The sequence below is a fragment of the Epilithonimonas xixisoli genome (genome assembly GCF_004365655.1).
Taxonomy (GTDB): Bacteria; Bacteroidota; Bacteroidia; order Flavobacteriales; family Weeksellaceae; genus Epilithonimonas; species Epilithonimonas xixisoli.
In genome coordinates, this window is sequence record NZ_SOEO01000002.1 from 12828 (window position 1) to 36979 (window position 24152).

The window sequence follows — 24152 nt, forward strand, 5'->3', positions numbered from 1 at the left end:
CTTGTTTTTGCGTTTCAGAAAAGTTCTATTGAAAGACCAAAGCCGGAAAGCAAAAACAAAGGGATACGCCCAAATATTTATGCAAAGTTAAAGCTTTGGAATGATATAGTCACGATGATAATTCACCAGACTTTCTATTGGTTTCTGAACAACAGTACCGATTTTGAAATGGAAATCTGATGCAGCGGCGCGAAGTGAATCTTCGAAAAAATAAGCAATTGAGCCTATAAAATTGACTTCGCATTCTCGGCACTCTTCGTACGGCATCACCTGAAACTCAAGGAAATTCTTGAGTTCTTTGTAAATAAAATTCTGAAAATATGGATGTGTTTTTCTATCAACAATGAAGCGCGTGAAATCTGCCATATAAGCGTTAGCCCTCGGATTGTGATACATATTTTTGAGAAGATCGTCAATATTCAACTGATAAATCTCAGTAAACTGCTGGTGCAAATCTGGCGGTAGTTTTTTCATAAAATAATGACGCACCAACTGCTTTCCAAGCGCACTTCCACTGCCTTCGTCGCCGATGAGAAAACCTAAAGACGGCAATTCGGTTTTGACTTTTTCGCCATCGAAATAGCAGGCGTTGGAACCAGTTCCGAGAATGCAGACGATTGCAGGAACACCTCTATAAGCTGCATAAGCGGCCGCCAAAAGATCTTCCTTCACGTGAATTTGGGCATTGGTAAAAACCTTTTGAATCTCTCTTTCCACAATTAATTTCTTTTCTGAAGTTCCACAGCCGGAACCGTAGAAAAAGATGTGTTCTATATAATCGTGGAATTTTGAAAGTGCCTGATTATTCTCTATTTCAGGAGCAATTAATTCGGCTTTTATGATATTGGGATTGAAACCGATGGTTTCTGTCTTGAGTACTTCTGTACCATCATTTTCCAGGATAACCCAGTCGCATTTGGTAGATCCGCCGTCAACAATAGCAATCATATAATATGTTTTAAGATGCTAATGTAATATTTTTTGGGAAGATTTTGTGATAATTATGTTGATTGCCCGTCTTGTACCAGCCAATCTTCGATCTCTTCTTCGAGATATGATGTTTGTAATTTGATGGCGTTGATGAAATCGTCGGGAACACTTTCTGTGCTCTCGCTACTTTCAAGATCCCAAAGTTCATCGGACATCAATTCATATTCTGAATAGATTCTTTTGAATCTGGAATTACTCTTTTCCAACTCCTCAATCTTTTTTTGCTGAGGCAGAAATTTTCTGTAAGGTCTGTTAGAGTTTTTCATTTTTTGTAATAATTATTTTGTGATTGGGGCGAGTTGATAAATTCTGAAAAAAATACCTGACTAACATCTAAGCCAGGGAAAGATAACGTCATCGACCAGCGTTAAGCTTTTCACAATTTATTAACTATATAATAATTAATCTTTCAACCAAATCGTAAAAATCATTAACACTTAATAAAAGTAAAAATATTTTTGATACTAAAAAATATTTTAACAATTATTTTAAAAGATTTAACAAATCGTATAAATTTGCAAAAGAATGAAAGAATTACTTTTCCGTCATAAGCAAGTCCTACTCTTCATCATCGCTGGTGGGCTAAGTGCGATTGTAGAAATCGGCAGTTTTAAAATGCTAAGTGTGTACTTGCCAAAATTGTTCTCTTGGGAATATAATCTCTCCGGAATTAAATATCCGTTTAGTAATATCTTGTCTACAAGTTGCGGAATCATCACCAATTATTTTTTGAGCATTTGGTTTGTCTTTGAAAGAGGGAAACATTCTAAGAGAAAAGAGTTCGCTTATTTCATTTCTGTTTCTGTGGTTTCAACTTTCATCAGTTTGTTTTTGTTTCAGATTTTGTATCATTTTGTTTTCAAGAGTGTGATAGATTTGGGTTTCTACGTGGTTTCTCAAGAAATGATGAGCAAAATAACATCCATCGTCATTGTGTCACTTCTTAATTATTCGGTAAAGAAAAAAGTGATATTTAACGGATAAAAAACCTATTTTTGATTTTTATTACATTTTTTTAAAATATTAATGAGAACAATTCTAGTGTATGCGTGGCGATTTTGGATGGTAATTTTAGGAACCGTTCTCACGTTAATATTTTTTCTTCCGGTTTACATTTTATCTTTCCGAAAAGAACATTATAAATACTGTTACTTCTTCATCCGTCTTTGGGCGATGGGAATGTTCTACGGAATGGGTTTTCGCTACAAACTGATTAAAGAAACCAATAAAATAATCGATAAAAATCAGGCGTACGTCATCATTTCCAATCATACTTCTATTATGGATGTGATGTTGCCTTGCATTCTTTTCCCCAATCATCCACTTTGCTACGTTGGTAAAAAAGAGATCGAAAAAATTCCAATTTTCGGAACGGTTTACAAAAGAGTCTGCGTGATGGTGGATAGAAAAAGTGCCAGAAGCCGCGCCGATGTTTACAGGCGATGTGCCGAGAGAATGCAAGATGGACAAAGCGTGGTGATTTTTCCAGAAGGTGGCGTGCCAGATGATACCAATGTAATCTTGGATCAGTTCAAAGATGGTGCTTTCATTCTCGCAACCAAACATCAATTTCCGATTGCCGTTTTTACTTTCCGAGGTTTGAAGGAGATGTTTCCATTCGATAATAGAAAAGGATATCCCGGCGTGGTAAAAGTTTTTTTTAATAACATCCTTACACCAGACCTTCCTCAAAAAGAACTGAAAGAAAAAGCCTTTAATGAAATTCAATTGTCTCTAATTGAGAAATTAAAATAAATTAATATCCAATAAGACTTTTTAATTACATTTGTCTTGAAAATATAAACCTTAAATTAACAAACAATTAATACATGACACCACAAAAAACCAATTGGGGACAATTCATCCCATTGATTACAGTTTTTTTCTTCTGGGGATTTGTTGCAGCGAGTAATGATATCTTGATTCCTGTTTTCAAAGAAGCGTTTGATTTGTCTCAATTACAGAGTCAGCTTGTTTCCTTGGCATTTTATATTGCCTACACCGTGGGATCATTAATCTACTTACTGATTTCATATCTCACAAAAGGCGATTTGATCAACAGAATCGGTTACAAAAATGCTTTGGCGCTTGGACTAGGAATTTCGGCATTGGGAACATTGCTATTTTATCCTGCTGCGAATTTGAAATCTTTTCCGCTGATGCTTTCCGGATTGTTCATCGTTGCCTTAGGATTTTCCCTTCAGCAGACGGTTGCCAATCCTTTAGCCATTGCGCTTGGACCGGTAAAAACAGGTTCTCAAAGATTGACATTAGCTGGAGGAATCAACAACCTTGGAACAACCATTGGCCCTTTGATTGTAAGTTTTGCCATCTTCGGGTCTGCAACTTCGGCCAATACGCATATGAATATAGAAAGTGTGAAAGTTCCATATTTGATTCTTGGCGCCGCATTTTTACTCGTCGCTGTTTTGCTTAAGTTTTCATCTATTCCGGATAAGCCTGCTGCAATTGTGGAGTCTGACGAAGAAGCAAGCTCATCCAGAAGTTCCGCTCTCAAATATCCCCAATTGATTCTCGGAATGATAGCTATTTTCGTTTACGTAGGCGTAGAGGTTTCTACGGCGAGTAATTTACCGGCTTATATGGAGAAGAACCTGGGATTCTTGACCAAAGATGTCGCACCTTACATTTCACTTTACTGGGCAAGTTTGATGATTGGAAGATGGACTGGAGCGGTAGAAGCTTTTACAGATAACATGACTTGGCAAAAGATTTTGAGATTCCTGGCGCCATATTTAGCTTTCGGAGTTTTCCTATTGGTAAATGCTCTTGCAAAGCACGATTTGACACCTTTCTATGTTTACGGTTTGATTATTTTAGTATTGATTGGAGCTGATATGGCAAGCAAAGGAAATCCAGCAAGAATGTTGCTTCTGTTTTCAGCATTAGGAATTATTGCATTGGTGATTGGAATGGTTTCCGATGGAATGGTTAGCGTTTATGCTTTCACCAGCGTTGGATTGTTCTGCAGTACGCTTTGGCCTTGTATCTTTACATTGGCTGTGAGCGGACTAGGAAAACACACGAGCCAAGGAAGTAGTTTCTTAATTATGATGATTATGGGAGGTGGCTTTATCAGTCTTCTTCAGGGCTATGTCGCCGACGTTGCTACGATCCAAATTAGTTATATTGTAGGAGTTGCTTGTTTTGCGTATCTTGCGTTCTATGCTTGGAAAGTTACCCAAATTTTAAAATCACAAGGCATCGATCTTGAAAAAGAAAAATTATCTGGTGGAGGACACTAAAAAAAATATTTTTCTGAAAAATAAAAGTTGGGCAATCATTTTGGTTGCCCAATTTTTGTTGTTCTTTATATTGTCAAAAATTGATTTTGCCATTCATTTCTTTTCTGATTTTTTTGAATGGAAAAAGAAGTTTCACATTATGCTTTTTTCAGGAGTTAGAATTTCTGTTGGAGATATTATTTATCCGCTTGCTTTTCTATTTTTAATTTATTCTTTGATTCAAATTATTAAAAACAGAAAAAGTTCAACCTTAAAACATCTACTTATTTTTTTAAATACAACGTACTTTATTTATCAGTTTTTTTGGGGAATGTTGTATTTCCAGCCTTTGCTCATTAAGAAAATATCAAGGACAGAAGTTGAAATCAGCAATGACAACTTAAAACAATTAGCATCAAAATATCTAAAGCTTTGCCAGGAAACCAGAGAAAAAGTATCTGAAGACGATAATGGAATTTTTAAAATTAATGATATTCAGAAAATCAAGGAGGATATCTTGAAGCTCCAAAATCATTTACCCAAACAAATCAACCAAAAGAAGGCTGTTCCCGTACTTTCTGTAAAATCCAGCTTGTATGATAAGTTTATGAACAAAACGGGAATTTTGGGTTATTACAACCCATTCTCAGCAGAAGCACAATACAATCCAAATCTTCCAGCCACCAACATTCCTTTTACGCTTGCTCACGAGATGGCGCATCAGTTGGGTTATGCGCGAGAGCAGGAAGCCAGTTTTATCGCTTATTTATGTGTAAAAAACTCCGATAATTTAGATTTGCAGTACAGCACGCGACTTTACGTTTTGAAAGGTTTATTGAGAGCGTTGTCTCAAGATAAAAGGAACAATGATTTTATTTTGAATTTGACATCCCAATACTCCGAAAAAATGAAGAGAGACCGTAAAAAGGAAGTAGAATTCTATGAAAGTAACGAAGGAATCATCAGTGATTTTTTTGGCATTACGAATGAGTTATTTCTGAAGTCCAACCAGCAGGAAGGGAGAATCACCTATTCCTATTTTATCAATCTGGTACTGGCTTACGAGCAGCAATAAAAAAAGAATCGTACGATGAAGTACGATTCTAAAAACACAAATGATGAAAAAAAATTTATTGCTTCTAAGTGATTGTCTCAAAAGCCCTGTAAAAGTATAACATTCTGAATTATCCTCCAAATATATTTTGAAATAAATTTAAAATAATTTAAAAAACATTAAAAATCAAAGCGTTACAAACTAAAATATTTTATCACTTATTGTCTCTAAATGAGTTCCTTATTAATCTAAAAATATTTCAACAAAAAAAACTCTCTTCTTAATTAAAAGAAGAGAGTTTTGTAGCGAAGACGGGAATCAATCTCCCATTTCACAACTTTTCAGATAAATTACACCCTATAACAAATCAACACGTTGTAAAAAATATTATCGTGCTTACATTTTATATAAAGTAAACTACAATTTAAAATTGTGGGTGTAAAATCGGGTGTTACCTTTTGTTGAACTTCGACATTTCGGATTTCCTTAACTCGTCCACGATTTTGATGTAAGGCTTCATTGCTCTTAAATCTTTGTGGCCAGTCCACTTCATTATGACGTCTGCAGGGATTCCCATTGTGATGCCATTAGTTACAAAAGTTCGTCTCCCAGCGTGTGAAGAAATTATTTGGTGCTTAATGTGGGTTATCTCAAAGCGTTTGCTTCCTACAAAGTAAACCTCATTGATAATTTCATCAAATTCCAATATCTCAGAAATCACTTTGATGTCATCGTTGAAATTCTGCGAAGAAACAACAGGAAAAAGAATGTTGTTTGGAAAAGAAAATTCCCAATATTTTTCTATCAACTCTCTTGAAAAATCATTTAAGTCAATTCTCAGAGGATCAATCGTTTTTTCTGTGACCACTATAATGTAGTCATCTTTAACGTGGCTCTTTTTTAGCTTTTTCAAATCCGAGTATCGCATTCCTGTGAAGCACAGAAAACAAAACATATCTCGAATTTTGTTTTTGTAAGCATTTTCGAAATCGTGATTGTACATTTTCATCAGTTCATCCCAACTGAGATAAACCAAATCGATCAATCCACCTTCGGATCCTTTGAATACGGGAGTGAATGTCTCGTGAAGATTTCCTTTGTAAATATCTCTTTTCGCTGACCATTTCAGCATTGCCGTGAAATCTGCAAATTCTTTCGCGATTGATGTATTTTTATGAGGTTGCTTTTTCTTTCTGGTTTTAAAATCTAAAGGCCCATTTTCGAAATACTGAATAAAACCAATAAGATCTTTTTCTTTCAAATCATTAAGAAGTAAATCTTTATTATAGATTTCCCAGTGATTTCTCAGCTGGTTATATTTTTTAAACCTCCCTTCTTTCCATTGGTGTAAAGTTCCTACGTGGTTTGTGTAATCATCAAACAATTGTAGAATACTAATATCGGAATTGGTAATTTTTACAGATTTGTTGGTCGAAAATTTAAACTCATTCCTGAGTTCTTTGACGGTTGGGAATCTTTTATGCTGATAATAGAAATCGTCGAAAATATCAGATATGACAGTTTCCAGCTTATTTAGCTCGCTGTTTTCAAATCCTTTCTTCTGCCAGGATCTTTGCGTTTCCGGATTCCAATCTATTTCCCGAATACTTACACCGGTATAAAAATCCGGTCTCTGCCCATTGAAAGACACGCGCATCCGTACAGGAAAATAAGTTTCTAAATCTGAGCTTTCATCTGTATTTCTTTTGTGGAGGGAAAATGTAATGCCGTGCTTAAGCATCTATCCTATATCTCTTTTTTGGTTTGCCAATTCCTAAGATCAGCCAGTCCAAAGAAAAACCATATTCCAAAGCTAAAATATAAACCGCTTCCATAGGTAAGATCTTCACAACTTTGCCGAAATGATTTTTCAAAGTAAACATTGTGGTCTTTGGGAGTTGATGCGCTTCGCAAAAATAAACCAATCCTGGAATTGTCTTATCGGATTTCAGCATATCAATTGCTTCCATAAATCTGTCAACAATTTCTTTTGTGGGTACATTGAGGGATGTGAGCATAGGTATTATTTTTTTTCAATATGATTAGAAAAAACCTTATAAAGTTTAGAAAGTTCATTCTGATATTTCTCAGGAACAACAAAATCTTGATATTTACCATTTTGAACAAATCTTATATCAGTTATTTTCTTGTCTTGAAACTGACTTAAATCGCCTTTTAGCATAACGTAATTTTTATAATAAAAGGCGTCCGTCATTGATTGTTTCACTCTTTCAAACTGATTGCTTCCAGCAGTTGTAAAATCGTAACTTACACCTTCTGAATCTAAGAATACAAATTTATCTCCCTCATAAATATTCAAAGCATAACCCTCGGAATACCATAGCAGATGTAAGTAAACATTTTCTTGCTCCATAACTATATTTACAGCAATTGCGTCATTGGGAACCAGAAAGCCTTTGGATTTTGTTAGTTCTACATAAGAAGTTTTAACGGTTCTTTTCTTTGAAAACTTATCAATCTTGTCTTCACGGATTTTTTGCCCAAATGCAAATCCAGAAATCAGGAGTAGGAATAAAATCAGGTTTTTCATTTATATAAAGTTATTTATTCTATTTTTTAATCTATTAATTTTTGAGTGAAAGTTGATAGGAACACCAAGGGGATTAATATATGTTTCATTATTGTCATAGCAATTACGAATTTTCGCAGCATCATCTGGAAATTTCATCGATAGAAAACTCATTCTATTATACTCCTTATTTTGCTCTTCCTCAATCAGCCATTCAATCGCTTGGATTTCTAACTCTTTTTGATGTGTTTTACGATACAATATTATTAATCTATCTAAAGCATCGTATTGTGAAATATTTTGTAATTTTTGATATATTTTTATAGCCTCCAAATTATCAATATCTTCTAAAGATCTTGCTTTATTATACAAATTTTTCCTTTCAACATCATCATTACGTTTTTTATCCTCTGCAGTGATATTTATAAGAATTTCTTCAAACTCTTCATTAGTAATACCAATTGACTTTAATCCTAAAATAACTGTAATTGCTTTTCTGTTTTTTACCTCTTCATTACAATAAGAAAGATAGTTACGATTTGTAAATTCTTCATGTGAGAAATATTTCAAATTACCTTCGTTTACAGTTAAAAATATTTTATAGGAATTTGAAAGCTTTTCGTTTCTTTTTTTTATTTCTACAGATAATCTAACTGCCTGCAGGTAGTTTGTTTTAACCTTAATATTTTCTCTCTCTAAAATATCAAGTGACTTTTGTTCATTTTCTTTACTTTTCGCAATCGAAGACCCAGTAGATAATAATAAAAAAATCACTACGACAAAAATTGAGAGAAATATAATAAGACCAAAACTCATTGAATATCTCTTACCGGTGGTCTGAATCCAACAATTTTTCTGAAAACATAAAAAGCCAAAACATCTTCCAAAGGAATATTGTAATCTTTGAACTCTTTATTATATGAATGACAAGTGATGTAGCCTAATTCTGTATTATGCTCAGTAATTTGTTTTAGTGCTTGTCCATCTTTTGCATCCACAACAAAGAGATTATCTCTAATTGGTAATTTTTCGCCATTCTCCAAATAATATCTTTTGATCAAAATATTTGCGCCGTTGGGAATAGAATAAATACTTCCATCATCCATTGAAGGTCCATCTACTCTAACCACCAAATATTCTCCGCGATCATATTCTTTTGGAACCAATAAAGTTTTCTTTGGTGCTTTTACATCTACTCTACTCAGCGGCCCGGCCGCAACGGAAAGATCGCGATATTCAACTTCCATATGTGACTCGTCTGCCAAGGGTGTGACTGAATCTTTCATATTTACCTCAGAGACATTTCCCATCTTATCTACCTGATAATTCTTCCCAAACGGAGTTTTCCCCTCCATTTTTATCATCTCGCCATCACCGGTTCGCAACCAGACATTATTTATATCATTAAAAACCTTCTCTATTCTATCTAAAATATCTGTCTTATTTGGATCAGGATATTTATTTGTTCGGCCATCAATATTGAAAAATCTATTCACTTTTTGTGGCACTACATCAATCGCAGAAGAAAAACGAGAAACATTACCATTAAACTTTTCATTTATTACCCTCCTTATCCTTGCATTTACCGATGGCAGTTCATTCATTGTATTAAATTTTATATCTGATTTTCAGCTAATTAAACTATTTTGTATTAAAATTTAATACATTTATTTGTTTAGTTTAATACTTTGTTTTAGATTTGTATTCAAGATTTACATACATAGTATTAAATTCACTTACTTACTAAGTACAAATATATAAAATTAACAAATAGTAATAATAATACAAACATATTAAAATGGAAGATGGAAAACTAAAAGTCCTTACAACGGACGGAGCCTGCAAAGAGCTTGGCGTTAGCCGTACAACGTTTGAAATTAGAATCAAACAAAGATTGACAAAACTTGAAAAAGTTGGCACCAGAAACTTCTTCTTATATGATGAAGTGATGAGATTGAAAAATGAAGCTGGAAAGATTATCACGCCAAAGTATAATGTAATCGCTTAGAACTGAAAATTATGGAACTAATTAAAATCACAGAACAAAACGGAAAGCAAGCGGTAAGCGCTAGAGAACTGTATTTATACTTAGGATATGATAAAAGCCAATATTCTAGATGGTATAAAAAACACATTATAGAAAATAGCTTTTCTGTTGAAAATGAAGACTACCAAGGGTTCGACACGTTTGTCGAGGGTAACGAAGTTAAAGATTTTGCACTGTCATTAGATTTTGCTAAAAAACTTTGTATGATTTCTAAAACAAAAGTAGGTGAAAAAGTAAGAGATTATTTCATTGACTGTGAAAAAAAGTTGAAGGGAATTTCGATAGACTTTAATAATCCGGACACTGTTTTAATGCTTGCTCAAAATTGGAAAAACGAAAAAGACAGAGCGGACCAGTTACAAATATCTAATGCCAGACTTCAAAACCGCTCAGATGTTTATGACAAAGTGTTTGGAGCTGAAAAGTATTTGACAGGCTCACAGGTTTGTAAAGTTCTTGATCTAGGCTACGGAAATATCACACTTTACAAAAAGCTTCGGGAAATCGGAATATTCTTTAAGAACAAAAATGAACCGATGCAGCAGTACGCTAATAAGAAATGGGTAATGCTAAAAGAAAAATGGATCGAAGGGAAAGAAGAGCCAGTTGTAACTCCATATTTCTCGCAGACTTTCATCCCTCATTTGGCAATGAAACTCGGAGCCGTGACGAATCACTTAACCAAAATACAATCAGCATAATGGCAGAAAATAAATTATTTGGAGATTTTAATCCAGAAGAATTAGAAAAATTTGAAAAGGACACAAACGGTGTTGTGATTTTTAATGGCTTTGGAGATAACGCTATTTCATTTCAAAATACCGAAGATAATGTCATTTTCTATGTTGATAAAATTGATGAAGCAAGCGATGATAAAGAACATACCGCTTATCCAAATCTTTTTTTACTCGATAAAGGACAGATAGGAAAACTGTATAATTTTTTAGCTGAGTTCATAAATGCGAATCCAGAAACTTATAAAATCCGCTTAGAATGAATCTCACTGCATCCCTCAGCAAAAGAGAAGAAGAAGTTGCCGAAGTGATGGCTTTTACGAAAGATAAGACCGAAGCCAGTAAGCGACTTTTCATATCAGCCGGCACCTTGTCCGCGCACACCTTCAGGATCTATGACAAATTGGAGATCAACAGCAAATCAGAATTAGTGATCTGGTGGATGGTCCGGAAGATGGGAATCTCGAAGAAAGCAATCCCTTACTTCCAATATCTCGGAGTTCTGGTCATAAGTTTCGGAGTAATGAATGACGACAATCCAATTATCAGACGACAATCATTCAGACACAAATACAAATGTCAAAAAGAATACATCACATCAAAATAAAATACTATGAATACACTTAAAAAAACGCTCACCAGCATCCTCGGATTGCTTTTCCTTTTTGCGGTTCTCGCGGGTGGCGCATTAGGATTAGACGAGTTATCGCTTTTACTTATAGCCATCTTGGTTATCGGATTTTTTAGGATTTTTTACGTCCAACTTTATCAATTTTTTACAGAAAATGAATCATCAGACAATCGCCATCATTATTCAAATGAGTTTGAAAAAAGTACCACAGAACCATCCAAATCGGAATTAGTATGAGAATAATTGCAATGATCTTCGGATTAAAAGTCAGACACCACGAACTGAACAATGGAAAGTTCTACACACAATATTGGTTTAACGGAAAATGGTATTGAGAAATGGAAGTAACCTTTGATAGCTTACCACAAGCAGTTGGGGAATTGTTGCAAAAAATGCAACAACTGACAGAGAAGGTGGAAAAATTGGAACCACCAAAGCAGAAAGAAGAATATTACGGAATCGCTGGAATCGCAAAGATCCTCAATTGTTGTAACACCACAGCACAGCGCGTAAAGAACACCGGATATATCGACGGCGCAATTTATCAGGCCGGAAGACAAATGCTGGTGGATAAAGAAAAACTTCAAAGTCTCTACAAAGAGAATGAACACAAGATAAAATCAAAAATCAAAAAATCCCTCGCAAAATGAAAAATTCCTCAGACGAAATTATTGATGCTCTAGAAATTAAAGTTCAAGACGAGCAAGAACAAATGAAACAAGTAATGTTTCTGAAACAAGGTGCTTACTACGGAATGACTCAATATGAAGATAAATCTCATTCCATAGTTCACGAAAAAGTCGATCATCCCAAAACTGGTGATATAATGTTTGATTACAAACAAAGAATGATGCAGATTCTTGAGATAATTGAAACACGTGATCATCGTGGAGTCTTCGAAACAGAAGCAAAAAGAAAAAAAATATCCATCGTTACGGCACGTCCAGTTGTTTTCTTGTTGCCTCCTAAAAAACCATTAGCAAAATGACAGACTTAGAGAAGTTACAAGAAAGAAGACCTGATTTGGTCGAGATTCTAAAACAATACTCGCACGAAGAACTTCTTGAGAATTACGCCACAGAGGTTTTGGAAAAAGACGAAGCAGAAATGTATTCGAAACTTAATGCAGTCGATTTCGGTTGGCTTTCAGCCAGAGTGAAAGAACACGTAGAGACAGTTTACGGAGAAGACCATTCCGCCATCATCACCAGTGAAAAATCTACCATCATTCATAACGTACAAACTTACAGATAACTATGAAAAACGTATTCCTAAAATCTTTGAAATTGTATTTCTTCAAAGGAACAAAAAAGAGAGAGGTCATCTTCAAAGATCACCAGACAGATATTGCCGGACCAAACGGATCAGGAAAGACTACATTGTTCGATGCTTTTACCTGGTTGCTTTTTGGCAAAGATTCTCACGACAGAAAAGATTTCAATATCAAAACATTGGAATCTTCTGGAAAGAATATCGAAAAAACAGAACACACCGTCCAAGGCGTTCTTTCAGTTGACGGCAAAGATTATGACCTGAGACGAGTTTACAAGGAGAATTGGGTGAAAACCAGAGGTGAATTAGAACTCACGCTTAAAGGTCACGAGACGCTTTTTTATATCAATGAAGTTCCAAGAAAAGCAACTGAGTACGCTCACGAAATCGGAGAATTGATCGATGAAAGTCTTTTCAAACTGATAACGAATCCGAGATACTTCGCTAACCTTAATTGGACGAAACAGAGGGAAATTCTCTTTTCTATGTCAGGTGATGTAGAAAATGATTTTCTTCTTGATAAAATTTCAACCATCCAGAACAAAACAGAAATTGGTGGATTGATAAATATTCTTAATTCAGGAAAAGACCTTGAGAAATATAAACTGGAATTAAGGGATAAGAAGAAAAAGCTGAAAGAAGATCTTGATAAAATTCCTACTCGTGTCGACGAAGCAGAAAACAGCAAGCCGGAAGAAGCGGATTTCGCTAAAACTGAGGAAACAATCAAATTCCTTGCGGATAGAGTTGGCAAGATCGATGAAGCTTTGGAATCTGCAAGTTCGGCATTCAGCGAAAAACACAATTCAAATCAGTCGGTTCTTTCAGAGATAAATACTCTGAGATCAAAGCAACAGCAAGTTGTTTTCGATGCTAATACAGAAGCAAGAACAAAAGATTTTGAATCTAAATCTGGCAGACGTGACAATGAATCAAAAATCAAAGAAGCAGAATCCAGAGTCAGAATCTTAAAAAACTCTCTTGCATCTACTCAAAAAGCGAAAGAAATAACACTTGGAAAACGTGACGCGCTTCGTGAGAAATATTCCACAGTCGATAATTCTGAATTCACTCAGAAAGATGGTCAATTGACTTGTCCTGTATTCAACATCGTTTGTGATAGTCCGAAAGCCAATGAGCTTCACAAAGCCAACGCAGACACAGCGCGTGAGACCTTCAACAAAAAGAAAGTTGAGGAACTGGAAACCATCAATCAGAATGGTGCCGAACTTAATCAGGAATTAGCAAATCACGAAGCTGAGATTACCAACGTAAATGCTGACATCGAGAAAGAAGAAACTTTGATTGCTGGATTAAAATCTCAATTAGATGCTTTTCCTGCAGACGAACCAATCAAAGAATTGACTGGGGAGGACGTTCCTGCCTTTACAGAACTACAATATCAGATCAATATTCTGAACAAGAAGATCGTAGAAGTAAAAGCTGACGATAATTCACTTTTGAAAGAAGAAAAACAAAATCTTCTTACTGAGATCGACGCGCTTAAAAAAATCCTTGCAGGTAAAGACCAGATCCATAGATTGAACGAGCGTATCGCTGAGCTGAACGAAACAGGCAGAAACCTGGCGCAGCAGATCGCTGATCTTGAGAAAGACGAGTTCGCGGTGGATGCTTTCAATAAGGCGAAGATCGAGGAATGCGAAAGCCGAATTAATGGCAAATTCTCAATGGTAAGTTTCAAACTATTCAATCAACAATTGAACGGTGGTGAATCTGAGACTTGTGAAATCTTGATCAACGGCGTGCCTTACTCCGATGCAAATACAGCTTCTCAAATTAACGCCGGTCTGGATGTGATAAATGTCCTTTCAAAATTCCACGGTGTTACGGCTCCTATTTTTATCGATAACCGTGAAAGTGTTTCAAATATCATTTATACTGAAAGCCAAGTGATCAATCTATTGGTAACAAACGATAAAGAACTTGTAATAAAATAATTATGAGTTTACCAGACGGTGCAGAATATTGGCAAAAGAATTCATTTCATCTACCAAATACATTTCGTCACGCAAAAGGTGTTGAATGCGTTCATAATCACAACACAGAAACTGAATATATCAACGATGTTGAATGTAGGGCGTGTCTGAAAATCATCGAAGAAAAACGACCAGAGAACTTAATGGACGGCGATGCACCAGAATTCTACTACTACTCAAAAACTTACGCTAAAAAAATGCGAAAGGCTAAGAAAGAGAGAGAAGAATTCAATGATAAATATGGAGTTTGTGACTGTGGCTGTGATTGGCGAATTAGACTTAACAAAAGTAATAGTCAAGAATTTTTAGGATGCAGTAACTACCCTAAATGCAAGAAAACAAAATCAATTTTAAAAATTAACAATGAAAAAATTCCGAAAACGAATCAACATTGAGAACGCTACGGCTTTCAAATTAGAGTATACGGACGGTAATGGCGAAATGAAAGAAAAGGAATTTACTTCATACAAATCAATGGAGCAATTCCACAGCCGACAGGAAGCTTTTCTCTATCTGGATTTTCACAGATACGCTTTTGTAAACAATCAATGGCATCGGTTTATGAAACTGAGAAGTCCTTTTGTTTTCCAAGAAGAAATCGACTTTATCACCAAAACATTCAAAGAAAAGAATGATGTTAAAAATCTTCAAAAATCAAAAATTGAAGAAAATCAGAATCAATAATTAACCCTCAAATATTAAAAAAATGTCAAAAGAACAAAACGCACCAGCAGTGCAAGACAAAGGAACCGTAACCTACCAAGTAGCAGGTCAAGATGTAAAACTTTCTTATCAAATTGTTAGAGATTTCCTCACCAAAGGAAACGGACAAGTCTCAGATCAAGATCTTGTGCAGTTCATCTCAATCTGTAAGTACAATCAGCTGAATCCATTCTTGAACGAAGCATATTTGGTCAAATTTGGCACAACACCAGCGCAAATGATCGTATCAAAAGAAGCCTTAATGAAAAGAGCCGAAGCGAACGACCAGTACGATGGATTGAAAGGTGGCCTTATCATCCAACGTGAAAATCAAATCTTAGAGATCGAAGGGAATTTCCACTTGAAAACAGATACACTTCTTGGAGCTTGGGCAGAAGTTTACAGAAAAGATAGAAAGTTTCCAGTGATTGCAAAAGTATCGCTTGAAGAGTACGACAAAAAGCAATCTTCCTGGAATGAGAAAAAATCTACAATGATTGGAAAGGTTGCAAAAGTTCAAGCGCTGCGTGAAGCATTCCCTGCCCAGCTTGGTGCTATGTACACTCAGGAAGAATCGAACAACACAATCGATGCGGAATATACAGAAGTGAAAGTTGCAAACGAGATAAAGTCCGAAGCAAACAAGACCGTTTTCGAGATTGCAGACGTTGCAGACGAACCGCAAAAAGAAGTAATTCCAACAGCTTCTGCAGAAATCGCTTTCCCGAAGGATGAAAATAAAGTTTCTGCTGGACCTAATTTCTAATCAATTATGAAACTATCCATCTTAGGCTCCAACAGCAACGGAAACTGCTACATCATTCATAACGATTCAGAAGCGTTAATTCTCGAATGTGGTATCAGGTTCTCAGAAGTTCAAAAAGCTTTGAATTTCAACCTTTCCAAAGTTGTTGGAGTATTGGTATCGCACGAACACGGCGACCATTTTAAACACGTTGGTGATTTCATAAACAAAAGAATTCCGGTGTACGCTTCCGCCGGAACTTTTGAAGCCAAGAACATCAAAGGTCAAAACGTGATATCTTCCAATGTTTCAACTAAAATAGGAAAATTCACGATAACGCCTTTTGCTTTGAAACACGATTGCAACGAGCCTTTAGGATTTTACATCAATCATCCTGAGACTGGGAATATTCTTTTTGCGACAGACACCTACTATCTGCCTTTTTTGTTTCCAAATGTGAGACACTGGATGATAGAGTGTAATTACAGAAAAGACATCCTGGACCGCAGTTCTATTGATGCCAGACGAAGAAACAGACTATTGGAATCTCATATGAGTTTTGCAACCTGTCTGGAAGCTTTACAGGCCAATGACCTGAGCAAGACAAACAACATCATTCTAATCCACTTATCCGATGGTAACAGCAACGCTCGTGAGTTCAGATATGACATTGAAAAAGCCTTTGGGAAAACGACGTACACCGCCGACAAAGGAATGGAAATAAGTTTAACAGAAACACCTTTTTAGGGATGAAAAAATACAAAGTCCTTAATCTCTACTCGTGTTTAGGCGGCAACCGTTTTGAATGGGATGAATCAGCCAAAGAAGTGGGCATTGAATTGGAAGTGACAGCTGTTGAGATTTGCCCAGAACTCGCCAAGATTTATCAAGATCGTTTTCCAGATGATATTGTTATTGTCGGCGATGCCCACCAATATTTACTTGATCATTATAAAGAATTTAATTTTATATGGGGTTCGCCTCCTTGCCCTACACACAGCCAAATGATGAAGGCAACAAAACACGACATAAGCGCCTATCCTGATATGAAGCTTTATGAAGAGATTCTTTTGTTAAAACATTTTTTTAAAGGCAAATTCGTAATAGAAAATGTTAAATCTTATTACGACCCATTGATAGAGCCACAACATATAAATCGACATTATTATTGGGCAAATTTTAAAATTCCCGAGATAAAGATAAAACCGATGAAAAATTTCAGCCAAGCAAAAAGAAGTGAAGTTGCTGAATGGTTAGGCTTTGATTATCCAGGTAAAAATATTTACATAAAAGGGAATCACGACCCGGCGCAAGTTTTAAGAAACTGCATTCATCCATTGGAAGGAAAGGCAATCCTCGACACCGCTTTAGGAATCTACAACCAACCAAAGAGAATCATCCAATCACTATTCGACGAACAAGTATTTGAATTATGAATCTCTTCTCTGACCTACAAAAACAGACCGCAGACCAGCTTTTGGATATGATAAACTACGGACTGAAAGAAAAAGAGAAATATCACTCAGTCGCTGTCTTTACAGAAGGAATTTACGAGGTCTATATCTGTGGAAGAAGGTTCGAAAAGGACAAGATCGAACTGCAATTCAACATACTGGATTTCGAGGGGAAAATACCACCAGGTTTTTCTGCCAATTGGAGAAATTACGAACACATTAAAAGAGAATTGAAATTATGACAATAAGACAAAACGGGAGCGTGTACTCAGTAGAAACAGAAGATAAAACGTATCGTTATTGGCTATTTGGGATCGGACTCATTCCGCTACATCCAAAGCCAAACTTCGCAAAGGAATTCTTTATCCGGTCAGCTTTGAAACGTGAGATCTTCGGGCATAAGGAAATGGAAGAAAGACTTAAAACAGAGAAGTAGCAATGATCGGAACTTTCAAGACTTTGAACAAAGATAACCTCTCAAAAGGCAACATCTGGGGAAGAAAAGGCGACAAAGTGAAGATCATATCCGTAAGCGGAAACGCTGTAATATATGAAGATTTACAAGGGAAAAGATTCCCTTGTAATATTAAAGATTTGAAATAAAATGGCTGAAAATAAAAATAGTTTTATCATCTACACCGATTGGAAGCAAGACTTCGAATTTTTAACAGATGAAGAAGCAGGGAAGCTAATTAAGCATTTGCTTCGTTTTGCTTCGGACGAAAATCCAACGATAGAAAATGAAGACCGTCTTTTGCAATTTGCCGCGCAAAAAATGAAAGCTGTGATGAAAAAGGACTTGAAAAAATATGAAGCAGTTATCCAAAAAAGGTCAGAAGCTGGAAAAAAAGGCGGTGTAAATAGCGGAAAATCAAGAACATCGAAGCAAGATGAAGCAAACAAAGCAAATGCTTCAACTCCGAAGCAAAACGAACGTGTTAATGATAATGTTAATGATAATGTTATTCTTTTAAAAAAAGAAACAAAATACGTAGTAGATGATGAAGCGGAAAACGTCGAAAAAATCTCCGAATTCAAAAACTTCCTAAAAACTGAAAAGCAAATCCAAATGGATCGCTTGAGAATGGCTCACAAACTTACAGATGAAGAATTGGATTTGAAGATCGATGAATTCGTGGAAAAGAAAGTTTCTTGGGGTGATGATGAGAAGTGGCACAACACCAACGATATGGCTAAAAACTTTGAATTCTGGTTGAACAAATATCCGAAGATTCAAATTTCAAGCTTCAAGGATTGGGATAAAAAACAATTCTTCGAAAATATTAACACATCTTCGGGAACTGTCTCGAAAGAGGTAAAACAAGATTTCTTCAATCATTACAGCCAGCCTACGCCATCCGGAGAAATGTTATTCCAAAGCTTCAATGCTTGGGATACCAAGACCAGAATGAAAAAATGGATCAACTCACAAAACAAATTTGCCAATGTATCCTGATAAAAATAATTTCAAAAAAGAAAAAGACCACGTAAGAGAGTTATCGATCTCTGATGGGAAGATGCCACCAAGTGCGGTAGAGTTCGAAAAAATCATCATCGGAACCTTGCTGGTAGATTTGAAAGCCTACGATATGGTGATCAAAAGATTTGGTAAAAACGAGGATGTCTTCTACGATCCAAGACATCAACAGATTTTCAAATCGATCAAGAGAATCAAGGAAAAAGATTCGCCAATCGACCTGATGACTGTGATACAGGAACTCAAAAGAACGGAAAAATTGAGCATTGCAGGTGGTGACAATTACATCATCGATCTATCAATGGGTGTAAGTTCGTCAGCTCATCTTGAGCATCATTGTATGGTGGTTTTGGAGAAATATCTGCTTCGAAAAGTGATAAACATCTCAATGCAGATGATAAACGAAGCTTACTCAGAAACGACGGATATGTTTGAACTATTTGCCAAATTGCAAAATGCAGTCCACGATATTGAAGAAGAAATTGCTTCACAGCAGGAAACAGCAACGGCGCAACAGCTTTTTGTGCAGGTTTTGGAACAACAGAAAGAAAAAACAATTCCTGGCGTTCCTTGCAAAAACCGAGACATCCAAATGCGGATGAACGGTTGGCGTAATGGTTCACTCGTCGTTATCGGAGCAAGACCTGCTATGGGAAAAACCGCTTTTGTTTTGGATGAAGCTTTGGGAATTGCCAAAAAAGGTGATCCAGTTGCATTTGTCAGCTTCGAAATGAGCGCTTTGGAATTGCAGGAGCGACAAATGGCTAACGAACTTGAAATCAGCGGAAACAAATTCAGAGATAGAAATCTCACGGATTACGATTGGCAGAGAATATCGGAATGCAGTACATTCGAAAATCTACCACTTTACATCATCGAAGGGAAAAGCGTTGGGTTTGACCTTTACCGAACAATGGCAAAATTGAGATTGCTGAAAAAGGAAAAAGGTTTGAAGATGATTATTTGGGATTATATTCAGCTGACCGAAGTTTCCGGATTAGACAAAGGTAAAAATCGGGAGCAGATTATTTCCACGATTTCCAGAAAGATGAAGCAACTCGCTCAGGAATTGGATTTACCTATCGTTGCATTGTCACAACTCTCGAGAAGTGTTGAATCCAGACCAGGAAAAAGACCAATGCTTTCTGATCTTCGTGAATCGGGAGCAATCGAACAGGATGCTGATGTGGTTGGCTTTCTATTCCGTCCAGAGTATTACAAAATCGAAAAGTGGGATAATGATCCGGAAGGAGCAGAAACTGATACCAAAGGGCAGGTGGAATTAATGATTGAGAAATTCCGTGGCGGTTCAGTCTTTACGGAGAGAATGAAGTTCAGAGGGGATTATCAGAAGTTTTTCCCTATCGAAACTGATTTTGATTATCAAAATCCAGTGCCACTTGGGAATCTGAAAGATGCTTTTGGAGAAATTAAAACTGAAAACAAAATCGAAGAAGATGACGACTTCAAATTCTAAACTCCAAGACCTAAAACAAACCTACAAAGCCAAACGAGATGATAGAAGAAAATCTTATTCAGAAAATCAAGGGTCAATATCAGACCGAATTGAAGCAAGCCGAAGCGACTTTCGAAATCTCGCAGAGCAGGATCGAGAGCAAAAGCAGAGAGAGAAAGGTTTTCTACATCCGATTGCTAATTTTCAAAAACTTAAGCGCTGAGCATTGCGAAAAAGAAATTTCATCCGCATTACGGAAAAGGATTTTTCTCGTGAAATACTACCTCAAGACCTACGACAGTTGCAAACTCTGTGACAAGAAATTCACCGAAATGGAAAAACAATTTTTAAAAACGAAATCAGAATGGCAAGATTAAACCACGCAGAAAGCCGATTGCAAATCGCCTGCGTAGATTGGTTCAATTACCAATATCGCGTTTTGTCGCCGGTGTTCTTTGCGGTGCCGAACGGTGGAAGACGGGATAAGACAGAAGCGAAAATAATGAAAGCTGAAGGAACGAAGGCCGGAGTTTCAGATCTGCTACTTCTCACGCCGAACGAAGACTTTAATTTCCTCGCAATCGAGATGAAAACAACAGATGGCCGACAGAATCCAAACCAGAAGATTTGGCAAAAGGATGTCGAGAAGCTGGGGGCAAAGTATGTGATTTGCAGAACAGTTCCCGAATTTATGACCGAGATCAATAACTATTTGAAAAGCACAAAGTTTGGTGTAAAATTTTGATTAAAAAATATCAGTAACTGATATTTATTTTTATCTTTGTGGTTAGTAATTCTTTTCATAGTTTATTTTTTTGAGATTCCTCGCTACCAGATTCGTCGAAGTAGTGAGGATTTCAAAATTCCGAGAATATGCAAGTACAAAACATCAAAATATCAAAACTCCGCTTCAACGACGGGCAGATCGATGGACTTCCAAAAAATCCACGATTTATCCGTGATTATCGCTTTGAAAAGCTTGTGCAATCGCTGAAAGATGATCCAGAAATGCTTGAGATCCGAGAATTGATCGTAATTCCGTTCAATGACTGTTATCTCGTTATCGGTGGAAATATGCGACTGCGCGCAATGCGAGAGCTTGGATTTACCGAAGCAATTTGCAAAGTACTTCCAGAAGATACGCCAGTTAAAAAACTTCGTGCGTATGCCATCAAAGATAACGTTGCGTACGGATCTGACGATAATGATGCCTTAGCAAACGAATGGGATGCAATTGAACTCGAACACTGGGGTGTTGAATTTCCAATTTTCGAAGAACCGGAAGAAGAAAAAGAAACGCTTCCAAAGGCTGACGAAGACAATATGATCGCCATCACTTTGACCGATGAAGAAAAAGCTGAATGGGAAAATGCCAAGGCCTATGTAAAACTGAAAGACGATAAAAAATCCCTCTTCAAAATAATTCTAAGGCTTTACGAAGCTGAAAATAACTAAAATTATGAGACAGGTTTTAAATTCTGAGAAAGCAAAAGAGGTTTGTAATGCTGCGGCGTTGGGTTTCGCTAATGCCGCAGCGGAAGTTTTAGCAAATAAGACCGAAGAAAGCCAAAGCTCTAAAATATCAAAATTCATTCAAGAACTGGAAAAAGAAAATCTGCAGAGAATAAAAAGAATCAAAGAAGATACTGAATATTTGACAGAAGGTCAAGGCACTTACCTATTCCCGTCTGAAAAGAAGATTTTCACAGATTCAATCGAAAGTGATAAATCATTATTGAAAATTAATCAGGATAGAATTAGAAAACTTAAGAAAAAGCATAATCTATGATCTCTCCACTCACCAACGCTTTTCTGATCAATCCAATGCCACTGCAACTGACTTTAAATCTTTGCAGTCACGGTTGTATTTACTGTTTTTCAATCTTGAACGACCCGAAGCGAAAAGCGGACTTGAAAAAAATTCTTTCAATTCTTAAGCATCACAAAAACAGAAACGACATCACAAGTCTTTTTCTGAAAGATAAATATCCGGTCTTGATCTCAAACAATGTTGATCCGTTTTCAAAAAACAATCACGTCCTGACAAATCAGATTCTTAAACTTTTGGTTGCTATGGACATTCCGGTTCAATTGAACACTCGTGGCGGTTATGGTTGGCAAGAAGCCAGCGAAAAAATAAAACCGTCGATTTGGTATGTTTCCGTTCCCTACTCTGATGATGAAGTCAGAAAAATCTTCGAGCCGAACGCTCCAAGTCTTGACGAGCGTTTTGAAATGGTGAAAGAGCTGGTGAAAAAACACAAGGTAATGATTGGGATCAATCCTTTTGATGCTAAGTTTTCAGACGATCACAAAGCGATTATCGATAAATATTCAGAGATCGGAGTAAAGCATTTTTGGATCAATCGCTTTCATTTGAACTACAAACAACAGTCAAATCTTACGGATAGTCAAAAAGAGATATTTGGACCAGAGTTTTTGAAACAAGCAGCTTCGAAAGATATTAATCCCGAGACCGTGAAGCTTTACATTGCTCTACGAGATTATGCTAAAGAAAAAGACTGCGAGATCATCGGTACACCTTCCGGACATTACGAATCCTGGTTTGATGATTTCTATTCCATCTACCCGAAGACAATGCCGACGCAAAATGATTTCTTCAAATGGTGTGAGGAAAACAAAAGCGAAGGCGACACGATTTCCTTTGACGAGTTCTTTGACTTTTTCGCTCCACTCATTCCAGATTGGGAAACGGATATTTCAAAATTCATCTACAACAAATCGAATCTCGACGATAAAACCTTTATGAAGAAAACGAGATTAAAAAACATTCTTCACGTTTACTGGGATAGCAAAGCAGGATTGAATCTCGCAAAGAATTATCCGGTTTTCAGCTGGTTCAAAGTGCAGACGGAAAAGAAATTGGATTGGGCGAAAGATGGCAATGGTGACAGACTTTTGATTTACCATCCGAACAATTACAACACGAAGGAATTTTTGATTTTAGAAGAAACAAAGCAATCCTAAAGCAATCCAACTATGAAAGAGAATTTCAAAGGTAAAGATGGCACCGCAGGCTTTCATAAAAACCCACAGAACATCAACCGTACTGGGGCAAATAGAAAGTCGTTTTCGACCATCAATGAAGCTTTGAAAAAGAAAGGCATCCAGCCACTGAAAAAGAACGAACTGATTGAAAGTTACACTTTGATCTTCAATGCGACCGAAGAGGAACTAAAACGAATTGCTGTTGATAAAAAAACGCCTTTCGCTCTTCGATTGATAATTACCGAGCTGAATGATAAGAACACCCGAAGCAAAGCGATTGCCGATCTTCGAAATTATATGTTTGGTCAAGCTATGCAGGAGATAAACCACACCGTTAAGGCTCGTGTACTTACTCCCGAAGAAATGAAAGAACATCTTAAAAACTTGAACGACGAATATTAAATATCAAAATAAAAACTATGAAACTCACCAAATCTCAAAGAGAGATATTATCTCAAAAGTATGATGGTAAGTGCGCGTACTGCGGTTGTGAGTTGCAAAAAGGCTGGCACGCCGATCATATAGAAGCTTGTGTGAGAAATCGCAGTTATGTTGACGGTAAAGGATGGATCTTCGATGGAACATTTGAAAAGCCAGAAAATAATCATATCGGTAATTTCAATCCTTCTTGTCCAAAATGCAATATCAATAAGCATCAAATGACTATAGAACAATTTCGAGATTCAATCAAACAGTATGTTCAAAGCCTTAATAAATATTCAGTTCAATATCAAATGGCGAAGAAATACAACCTCATTAATGAGACCGAAATCGAAGTTGTATTTTATTTCGAAACAATAAAATAACAA

37 protein-coding genes are annotated in these 24152 nt (G+C 36.3%); 30 read left to right on the forward strand and 7 right to left on the reverse strand.

Annotation, left to right across the window (positions count from 1 at the left end):
• Nucleotides 1–87: 87 nt before the first annotated feature.
• Together B0I22_RS07095 and B0I22_RS07100 are read right to left on the reverse strand one after the other, a co-directional pair.
• A complete protein-coding gene (locus tag B0I22_RS07095) occupies nt 88–948 on the reverse strand; it encodes a BadF/BadG/BcrA/BcrD ATPase family protein (RefSeq protein ID WP_133943981.1) in 861 nt (286 codons plus the stop codon).
• A 53-nt stretch (nt 949–1001) separates the two neighbouring features.
• A complete protein-coding gene (locus B0I22_RS07100) occupies nt 1002–1256 on the reverse strand; it encodes a hypothetical protein (protein WP_133943982.1) in 255 nt (84 codons plus the stop codon).
• 259 nt (nt 1257–1515) lie between these two features.
• Between B0I22_RS07100 and B0I22_RS07105 the strand changes: the two genes are divergently transcribed.
• The 4 genes from B0I22_RS07105 to B0I22_RS07120 all read left to right on the forward strand — a co-directional run bounded on the left by B0I22_RS07105 (nt 1516) and on the right by B0I22_RS07120 (nt 5310).
• Nucleotides 1516–1974 (forward strand): GtrA family protein, encoded by a 459-nt coding sequence (locus B0I22_RS07105; protein WP_133943983.1) that lies wholly within the window; start codon nt 1516–1518, stop codon nt 1972–1974.
• A 42-nt stretch (nt 1975–2016) separates the two neighbouring features.
• Nucleotides 2017–2745, forward strand: coding sequence for a lysophospholipid acyltransferase family protein (locus tag B0I22_RS07110; RefSeq protein WP_133943984.1), 729 nt, complete (start codon nt 2017–2019; stop codon nt 2743–2745).
• Between the two features lie 74 nt (nt 2746–2819).
• The gene (locus tag B0I22_RS07115) at nt 2820–4256 is read left to right on the forward strand and encodes an MFS transporter (protein WP_133943985.1); all 1437 of its coding nucleotides are present in this window, start codon (nt 2820–2822) and stop codon (nt 4254–4256) included.
• On the forward strand, nt 4243–5310 hold the full coding sequence (locus B0I22_RS07120; protein WP_133943986.1) for a DUF3810 domain-containing protein: 1068 nt from the start codon (nt 4243–4245) through the stop codon (nt 5308–5310). The genes B0I22_RS07115 and B0I22_RS07120 overlap by 14 nt, the downstream gene beginning before the upstream one ends.
• Nucleotides 5311–5740: 430 nt before the next feature.
• Here the strand turns inward: B0I22_RS07120 and B0I22_RS07125 are convergent, their stop codons facing one another.
• From B0I22_RS07125 to B0I22_RS07145, 5 genes are read right to left on the reverse strand one after another with little or no spacing between them, the layout of a single operon-like run.
• The gene (locus tag B0I22_RS07125; RefSeq protein ID WP_133943987.1) at nt 5741–7030 is read right to left on the reverse strand and encodes a site-specific integrase; all 1290 of its coding nucleotides are present in this window, start codon (nt 7028–7030) and stop codon (nt 5741–5743) included.
• Nucleotides 7023–7307, reverse strand: coding sequence for a hypothetical protein (locus tag B0I22_RS07130; protein WP_133943988.1), 285 nt, complete (start codon nt 7305–7307; stop codon nt 7023–7025). The genes B0I22_RS07125 and B0I22_RS07130 overlap by 8 nt, the downstream gene beginning before the upstream one ends.
• A 5-nt stretch (nt 7308–7312) precedes the next feature.
• Entirely contained in the window at nt 7313–7840 is a 528-nt protein-coding gene (locus B0I22_RS07135; RefSeq protein ID WP_133943989.1) for a hypothetical protein, read from the reverse strand.
• Complete coding sequence (locus B0I22_RS07140; RefSeq protein WP_133943990.1) at nt 7841–8635, reverse strand: hypothetical protein; 795 nt, start codon at nt 8633–8635, stop codon at nt 7841–7843. It lies immediately after the preceding gene.
• A complete protein-coding gene (locus B0I22_RS07145; RefSeq protein WP_133943991.1) occupies nt 8632–9423 on the reverse strand; it encodes a S24 family peptidase in 792 nt (263 codons plus the stop codon). The genes B0I22_RS07140 and B0I22_RS07145 overlap by 4 nt, the downstream gene beginning before the upstream one ends.
• Before the next feature lie 194 nt (nt 9424–9617).
• Between B0I22_RS07145 and B0I22_RS07150 the strand changes: the two genes are divergently transcribed.
• From B0I22_RS07150 to B0I22_RS07270, 26 genes are all read left to right on the forward strand, one after another.
• The gene (locus tag B0I22_RS07150) at nt 9618–9827 is read left to right on the forward strand and encodes a hypothetical protein (RefSeq protein WP_133943992.1); all 210 of its coding nucleotides are present in this window, start codon (nt 9618–9620) and stop codon (nt 9825–9827) included.
• Between the two features lie 11 nt (nt 9828–9838).
• On the forward strand, nt 9839–10567 hold the full coding sequence (locus B0I22_RS07155; RefSeq protein ID WP_133943993.1) for an antA/AntB antirepressor family protein: 729 nt from the start codon (nt 9839–9841) through the stop codon (nt 10565–10567).
• Entirely contained in the window at nt 10567–10863 is a 297-nt protein-coding gene (locus B0I22_RS07160) for a hypothetical protein (RefSeq protein WP_133943994.1), read from the forward strand. Before B0I22_RS07155 ends, B0I22_RS07160 begins: the two co-directional genes overlap by 1 nt.
• The gene (locus B0I22_RS07165; protein ID WP_133943995.1) at nt 10860–11207 is read left to right on the forward strand and encodes a LuxR C-terminal-related transcriptional regulator; all 348 of its coding nucleotides are present in this window, start codon (nt 10860–10862) and stop codon (nt 11205–11207) included. Before B0I22_RS07160 ends, B0I22_RS07165 begins: the two co-directional genes overlap by 4 nt.
• A 6-nt stretch (nt 11208–11213) precedes the next feature.
• Entirely contained in the window at nt 11214–11468 is a 255-nt protein-coding gene (locus B0I22_RS07170) for a hypothetical protein (RefSeq protein WP_133943996.1), read from the forward strand.
• A 101-nt stretch (nt 11469–11569) separates the two neighbouring features.
• On the forward strand, nt 11570–11881 hold the full coding sequence (locus tag B0I22_RS07175) for a DUF3853 family protein (RefSeq protein ID WP_246022164.1): 312 nt from the start codon (nt 11570–11572) through the stop codon (nt 11879–11881).
• The gene (locus B0I22_RS07180; RefSeq protein WP_133943997.1) at nt 11878–12219 is read left to right on the forward strand and encodes a hypothetical protein; all 342 of its coding nucleotides are present in this window, start codon (nt 11878–11880) and stop codon (nt 12217–12219) included. Before B0I22_RS07175 ends, B0I22_RS07180 begins: the two co-directional genes overlap by 4 nt.
• Nucleotides 12216–12485, forward strand: coding sequence for a hypothetical protein (locus B0I22_RS07185; protein WP_133943998.1), 270 nt, complete (start codon nt 12216–12218; stop codon nt 12483–12485). The genes B0I22_RS07180 and B0I22_RS07185 overlap by 4 nt, the downstream gene beginning before the upstream one ends.
• 2 nt (nt 12486–12487) lie before the next feature.
• Complete coding sequence (locus B0I22_RS07190) at nt 12488–14461, forward strand: ATP-binding protein (RefSeq protein ID WP_133943999.1); 1974 nt, start codon at nt 12488–12490, stop codon at nt 14459–14461.
• Nucleotides 14462–14463: 2 nt separating this feature from the next.
• Nucleotides 14464–14895, forward strand: coding sequence for a topoisomerase DNA-binding C4 zinc finger domain-containing protein (locus B0I22_RS07195; protein ID WP_133944000.1), 432 nt, complete (start codon nt 14464–14466; stop codon nt 14893–14895).
• Nucleotides 14864–15184, forward strand: coding sequence for a hypothetical protein (locus B0I22_RS07200; protein ID WP_133944001.1), 321 nt, complete (start codon nt 14864–14866; stop codon nt 15182–15184). Before B0I22_RS07195 ends, B0I22_RS07200 begins: the two co-directional genes overlap by 32 nt.
• 22 nt (nt 15185–15206) lie before the next feature.
• On the forward strand, nt 15207–15968 hold the full coding sequence (bet, locus tag B0I22_RS07205) for a phage recombination protein Bet (protein ID WP_133944002.1): 762 nt from the start codon (nt 15207–15209) through the stop codon (nt 15966–15968).
• Between the two features lie 6 nt (nt 15969–15974).
• Nucleotides 15975–16694: an MBL fold metallo-hydrolase gene (locus tag B0I22_RS07210; RefSeq protein ID WP_133944003.1), complete on the forward strand. Its 720-nt coding sequence runs from the start codon at nt 15975–15977 to the stop codon at nt 16692–16694.
• Nucleotides 16695–16696: 2 nt separating this feature from the next.
• The gene (locus B0I22_RS07215) at nt 16697–17383 is read left to right on the forward strand and encodes a DNA cytosine methyltransferase (protein WP_133944004.1); all 687 of its coding nucleotides are present in this window, start codon (nt 16697–16699) and stop codon (nt 17381–17383) included.
• The gene (locus B0I22_RS07220) at nt 17380–17643 is read left to right on the forward strand and encodes a hypothetical protein (RefSeq protein WP_133944005.1); all 264 of its coding nucleotides are present in this window, start codon (nt 17380–17382) and stop codon (nt 17641–17643) included. Before B0I22_RS07215 ends, B0I22_RS07220 begins: the two co-directional genes overlap by 4 nt.
• 20 nt (nt 17644–17663) lie before the next feature.
• Nucleotides 17664–17837 carry a hypothetical protein gene (locus B0I22_RS07225; protein ID WP_166668197.1) on the forward strand — a complete coding sequence of 58 codons (174 nt, stop codon included), beginning with the start codon at nt 17664–17666 and terminating at the stop codon, nt 17835–17837.
• 2 nt (nt 17838–17839) lie between these two features.
• On the forward strand, nt 17840–18004 hold the full coding sequence (locus B0I22_RS16120) for a hypothetical protein (protein WP_166668198.1): 165 nt from the start codon (nt 17840–17842) through the stop codon (nt 18002–18004).
• Nucleotide 18005: 1 nt separating this feature from the next.
• Nucleotides 18006–18857: a DUF6291 domain-containing protein gene (locus B0I22_RS07230; protein ID WP_133944007.1), complete on the forward strand. Its 852-nt coding sequence runs from the start codon at nt 18006–18008 to the stop codon at nt 18855–18857.
• The gene (locus B0I22_RS07235) at nt 18847–20355 is read left to right on the forward strand and encodes a replicative DNA helicase (RefSeq protein WP_133944008.1); all 1509 of its coding nucleotides are present in this window, start codon (nt 18847–18849) and stop codon (nt 20353–20355) included. Before B0I22_RS07230 ends, B0I22_RS07235 begins: the two co-directional genes overlap by 11 nt.
• A gap of 38 nt (nt 20356–20393) precedes the next feature.
• Nucleotides 20394–20711, forward strand: a complete 318-nt coding sequence (locus B0I22_RS07240) for a hypothetical protein (protein WP_133944009.1) — start codon at nt 20394–20396, stop codon at nt 20709–20711.
• Entirely contained in the window at nt 20699–21079 is a 381-nt protein-coding gene (locus tag B0I22_RS07245) for a VRR-NUC domain-containing protein (protein ID WP_133944010.1), read from the forward strand. The genes B0I22_RS07240 and B0I22_RS07245 overlap by 13 nt, the downstream gene beginning before the upstream one ends.
• A 128-nt stretch (nt 21080–21207) precedes the next feature.
• Nucleotides 21208–21789, forward strand: a complete 582-nt coding sequence (locus B0I22_RS07250; protein WP_133944011.1) for a ParB N-terminal domain-containing protein — start codon at nt 21208–21210, stop codon at nt 21787–21789.
• Nucleotides 21790–21793: 4 nt separating this feature from the next.
• The gene (locus B0I22_RS07255) at nt 21794–22123 is read left to right on the forward strand and encodes a hypothetical protein (RefSeq protein ID WP_133944012.1); all 330 of its coding nucleotides are present in this window, start codon (nt 21794–21796) and stop codon (nt 22121–22123) included.
• Nucleotides 22120–23322 (forward strand): radical SAM family protein, encoded by a 1203-nt coding sequence (locus B0I22_RS07260; RefSeq protein WP_133944013.1) that lies wholly within the window; start codon nt 22120–22122, stop codon nt 23320–23322. Before B0I22_RS07255 ends, B0I22_RS07260 begins: the two co-directional genes overlap by 4 nt.
• A 12-nt stretch (nt 23323–23334) precedes the next feature.
• On the forward strand, nt 23335–23745 hold the full coding sequence (locus B0I22_RS07265; RefSeq protein ID WP_133944014.1) for a hypothetical protein: 411 nt from the start codon (nt 23335–23337) through the stop codon (nt 23743–23745).
• Between the two features lie 17 nt (nt 23746–23762).
• The gene (locus tag B0I22_RS07270) at nt 23763–24149 is read left to right on the forward strand and encodes an HNH endonuclease signature motif containing protein (protein ID WP_133944015.1); all 387 of its coding nucleotides are present in this window, start codon (nt 23763–23765) and stop codon (nt 24147–24149) included.
• Nucleotides 24150–24152 lie beyond the last annotated feature (3 nt).

What these genes read in the sequence shown, in the direction of transcription:
- B0I22_RS07185 (WP_133943998.1), top strand. Translation starts at nt 12,216, where the DNA reads ATGACAGACTTAGAGAAGTTACAAGAAAGAAGACCTGATTTGGTCGAG.
- B0I22_RS07105 (WP_133943983.1), top strand. Translation starts at nt 1,516, where the DNA reads ATGAAAGAATTACTTTTCCGTCATAAGCAAGTCCTACTCTTCATCATC.
- B0I22_RS07140 (WP_133943990.1), bottom strand. Translation starts at nt 8,635, where the DNA reads ATGAGTTTTGGTCTTATTATATTTCTCTCAATTTTTGTCGTAGTGATT.
- B0I22_RS07190 (WP_133943999.1), top strand. Translation starts at nt 12,488, where the DNA reads ATGAAAAACGTATTCCTAAAATCTTTGAAATTGTATTTCTTCAAAGGA.
- B0I22_RS07125 (WP_133943987.1), bottom strand. Translation starts at nt 7,030, where the DNA reads ATGCTTAAGCACGGCATTACATTTTCCCTCCACAAAAGAAATACAGAT.
- B0I22_RS07165 (WP_133943995.1), top strand. Translation starts at nt 10,860, where the DNA reads ATGAATCTCACTGCATCCCTCAGCAAAAGAGAAGAAGAAGTTGCCGAA.
- B0I22_RS07100 (WP_133943982.1), bottom strand. Translation starts at nt 1,256, where the DNA reads ATGAAAAACTCTAACAGACCTTACAGAAAATTTCTGCCTCAGCAAAAA.
- B0I22_RS07195 (WP_133944000.1), top strand. Translation starts at nt 14,464, where the DNA reads ATGAGTTTACCAGACGGTGCAGAATATTGGCAAAAGAATTCATTTCAT.
- B0I22_RS07145 (WP_133943991.1), bottom strand. Translation starts at nt 9,423, where the DNA reads ATGAATGAACTGCCATCGGTAAATGCAAGGATAAGGAGGGTAATAAAT.
- B0I22_RS07265 (WP_133944014.1), top strand. Translation starts at nt 23,335, where the DNA reads ATGAAAGAGAATTTCAAAGGTAAAGATGGCACCGCAGGCTTTCATAAA.
- B0I22_RS07130 (WP_133943988.1), bottom strand. Translation starts at nt 7,307, where the DNA reads ATGCTCACATCCCTCAATGTACCCACAAAAGAAATTGTTGACAGATTT.
- B0I22_RS07240 (WP_133944009.1), top strand. Translation starts at nt 20,394, where the DNA reads ATGATAGAAGAAAATCTTATTCAGAAAATCAAGGGTCAATATCAGACC.
- B0I22_RS07155 (WP_133943993.1), top strand. Translation starts at nt 9,839, where the DNA reads ATGGAACTAATTAAAATCACAGAACAAAACGGAAAGCAAGCGGTAAGC.
- B0I22_RS07220 (WP_133944005.1), top strand. Translation starts at nt 17,380, where the DNA reads ATGAATCTCTTCTCTGACCTACAAAAACAGACCGCAGACCAGCTTTTG.
- bet (WP_133944002.1), top strand. Translation starts at nt 15,207, where the DNA reads ATGTCAAAAGAACAAAACGCACCAGCAGTGCAAGACAAAGGAACCGTA.
- B0I22_RS07250 (WP_133944011.1), top strand. Translation starts at nt 21,208, where the DNA reads ATGCAAGTACAAAACATCAAAATATCAAAACTCCGCTTCAACGACGGG.
- B0I22_RS07210 (WP_133944003.1), top strand. Translation starts at nt 15,975, where the DNA reads ATGAAACTATCCATCTTAGGCTCCAACAGCAACGGAAACTGCTACATC.
- B0I22_RS07200 (WP_133944001.1), top strand. Translation starts at nt 14,864, where the DNA reads ATGAAAAAATTCCGAAAACGAATCAACATTGAGAACGCTACGGCTTTC.
- B0I22_RS07255 (WP_133944012.1), top strand. Translation starts at nt 21,794, where the DNA reads ATGAGACAGGTTTTAAATTCTGAGAAAGCAAAAGAGGTTTGTAATGCT.
- B0I22_RS07230 (WP_133944007.1), top strand. Translation starts at nt 18,006, where the DNA reads ATGGCTGAAAATAAAAATAGTTTTATCATCTACACCGATTGGAAGCAA.
- B0I22_RS07180 (WP_133943997.1), top strand. Translation starts at nt 11,878, where the DNA reads ATGAAAAATTCCTCAGACGAAATTATTGATGCTCTAGAAATTAAAGTT.
- B0I22_RS07260 (WP_133944013.1), top strand. Translation starts at nt 22,120, where the DNA reads ATGATCTCTCCACTCACCAACGCTTTTCTGATCAATCCAATGCCACTG.
- B0I22_RS07235 (WP_133944008.1), top strand. Translation starts at nt 18,847, where the DNA reads ATGTATCCTGATAAAAATAATTTCAAAAAAGAAAAAGACCACGTAAGA.
- B0I22_RS07135 (WP_133943989.1), bottom strand. Translation starts at nt 7,840, where the DNA reads ATGAAAAACCTGATTTTATTCCTACTCCTGATTTCTGGATTTGCATTT.
- B0I22_RS07170 (WP_133943996.1), top strand. Translation starts at nt 11,214, where the DNA reads ATGAATACACTTAAAAAAACGCTCACCAGCATCCTCGGATTGCTTTTC.
- B0I22_RS07270 (WP_133944015.1), top strand. Translation starts at nt 23,763, where the DNA reads ATGAAACTCACCAAATCTCAAAGAGAGATATTATCTCAAAAGTATGAT.
- B0I22_RS07115 (WP_133943985.1), top strand. Translation starts at nt 2,820, where the DNA reads ATGACACCACAAAAAACCAATTGGGGACAATTCATCCCATTGATTACA.
- B0I22_RS07095 (WP_133943981.1), bottom strand. Translation starts at nt 948, where the DNA reads ATGATTGCTATTGTTGACGGCGGATCTACCAAATGCGACTGGGTTATC.
- B0I22_RS16120 (WP_166668198.1), top strand. Translation starts at nt 17,840, where the DNA reads ATGATCGGAACTTTCAAGACTTTGAACAAAGATAACCTCTCAAAAGGC.
- B0I22_RS07150 (WP_133943992.1), top strand. Translation starts at nt 9,618, where the DNA reads ATGGAAGATGGAAAACTAAAAGTCCTTACAACGGACGGAGCCTGCAAA.
- B0I22_RS07215 (WP_133944004.1), top strand. Translation starts at nt 16,697, where the DNA reads ATGAAAAAATACAAAGTCCTTAATCTCTACTCGTGTTTAGGCGGCAAC.
- B0I22_RS07110 (WP_133943984.1), top strand. Translation starts at nt 2,017, where the DNA reads ATGAGAACAATTCTAGTGTATGCGTGGCGATTTTGGATGGTAATTTTA.
- B0I22_RS07160 (WP_133943994.1), top strand. Translation starts at nt 10,567, where the DNA reads ATGGCAGAAAATAAATTATTTGGAGATTTTAATCCAGAAGAATTAGAA.
- B0I22_RS07245 (WP_133944010.1), top strand. Translation starts at nt 20,699, where the DNA reads ATGGCAAGATTAAACCACGCAGAAAGCCGATTGCAAATCGCCTGCGTA.
- B0I22_RS07175 (WP_246022164.1), top strand. Translation starts at nt 11,570, where the DNA reads ATGGAAGTAACCTTTGATAGCTTACCACAAGCAGTTGGGGAATTGTTG.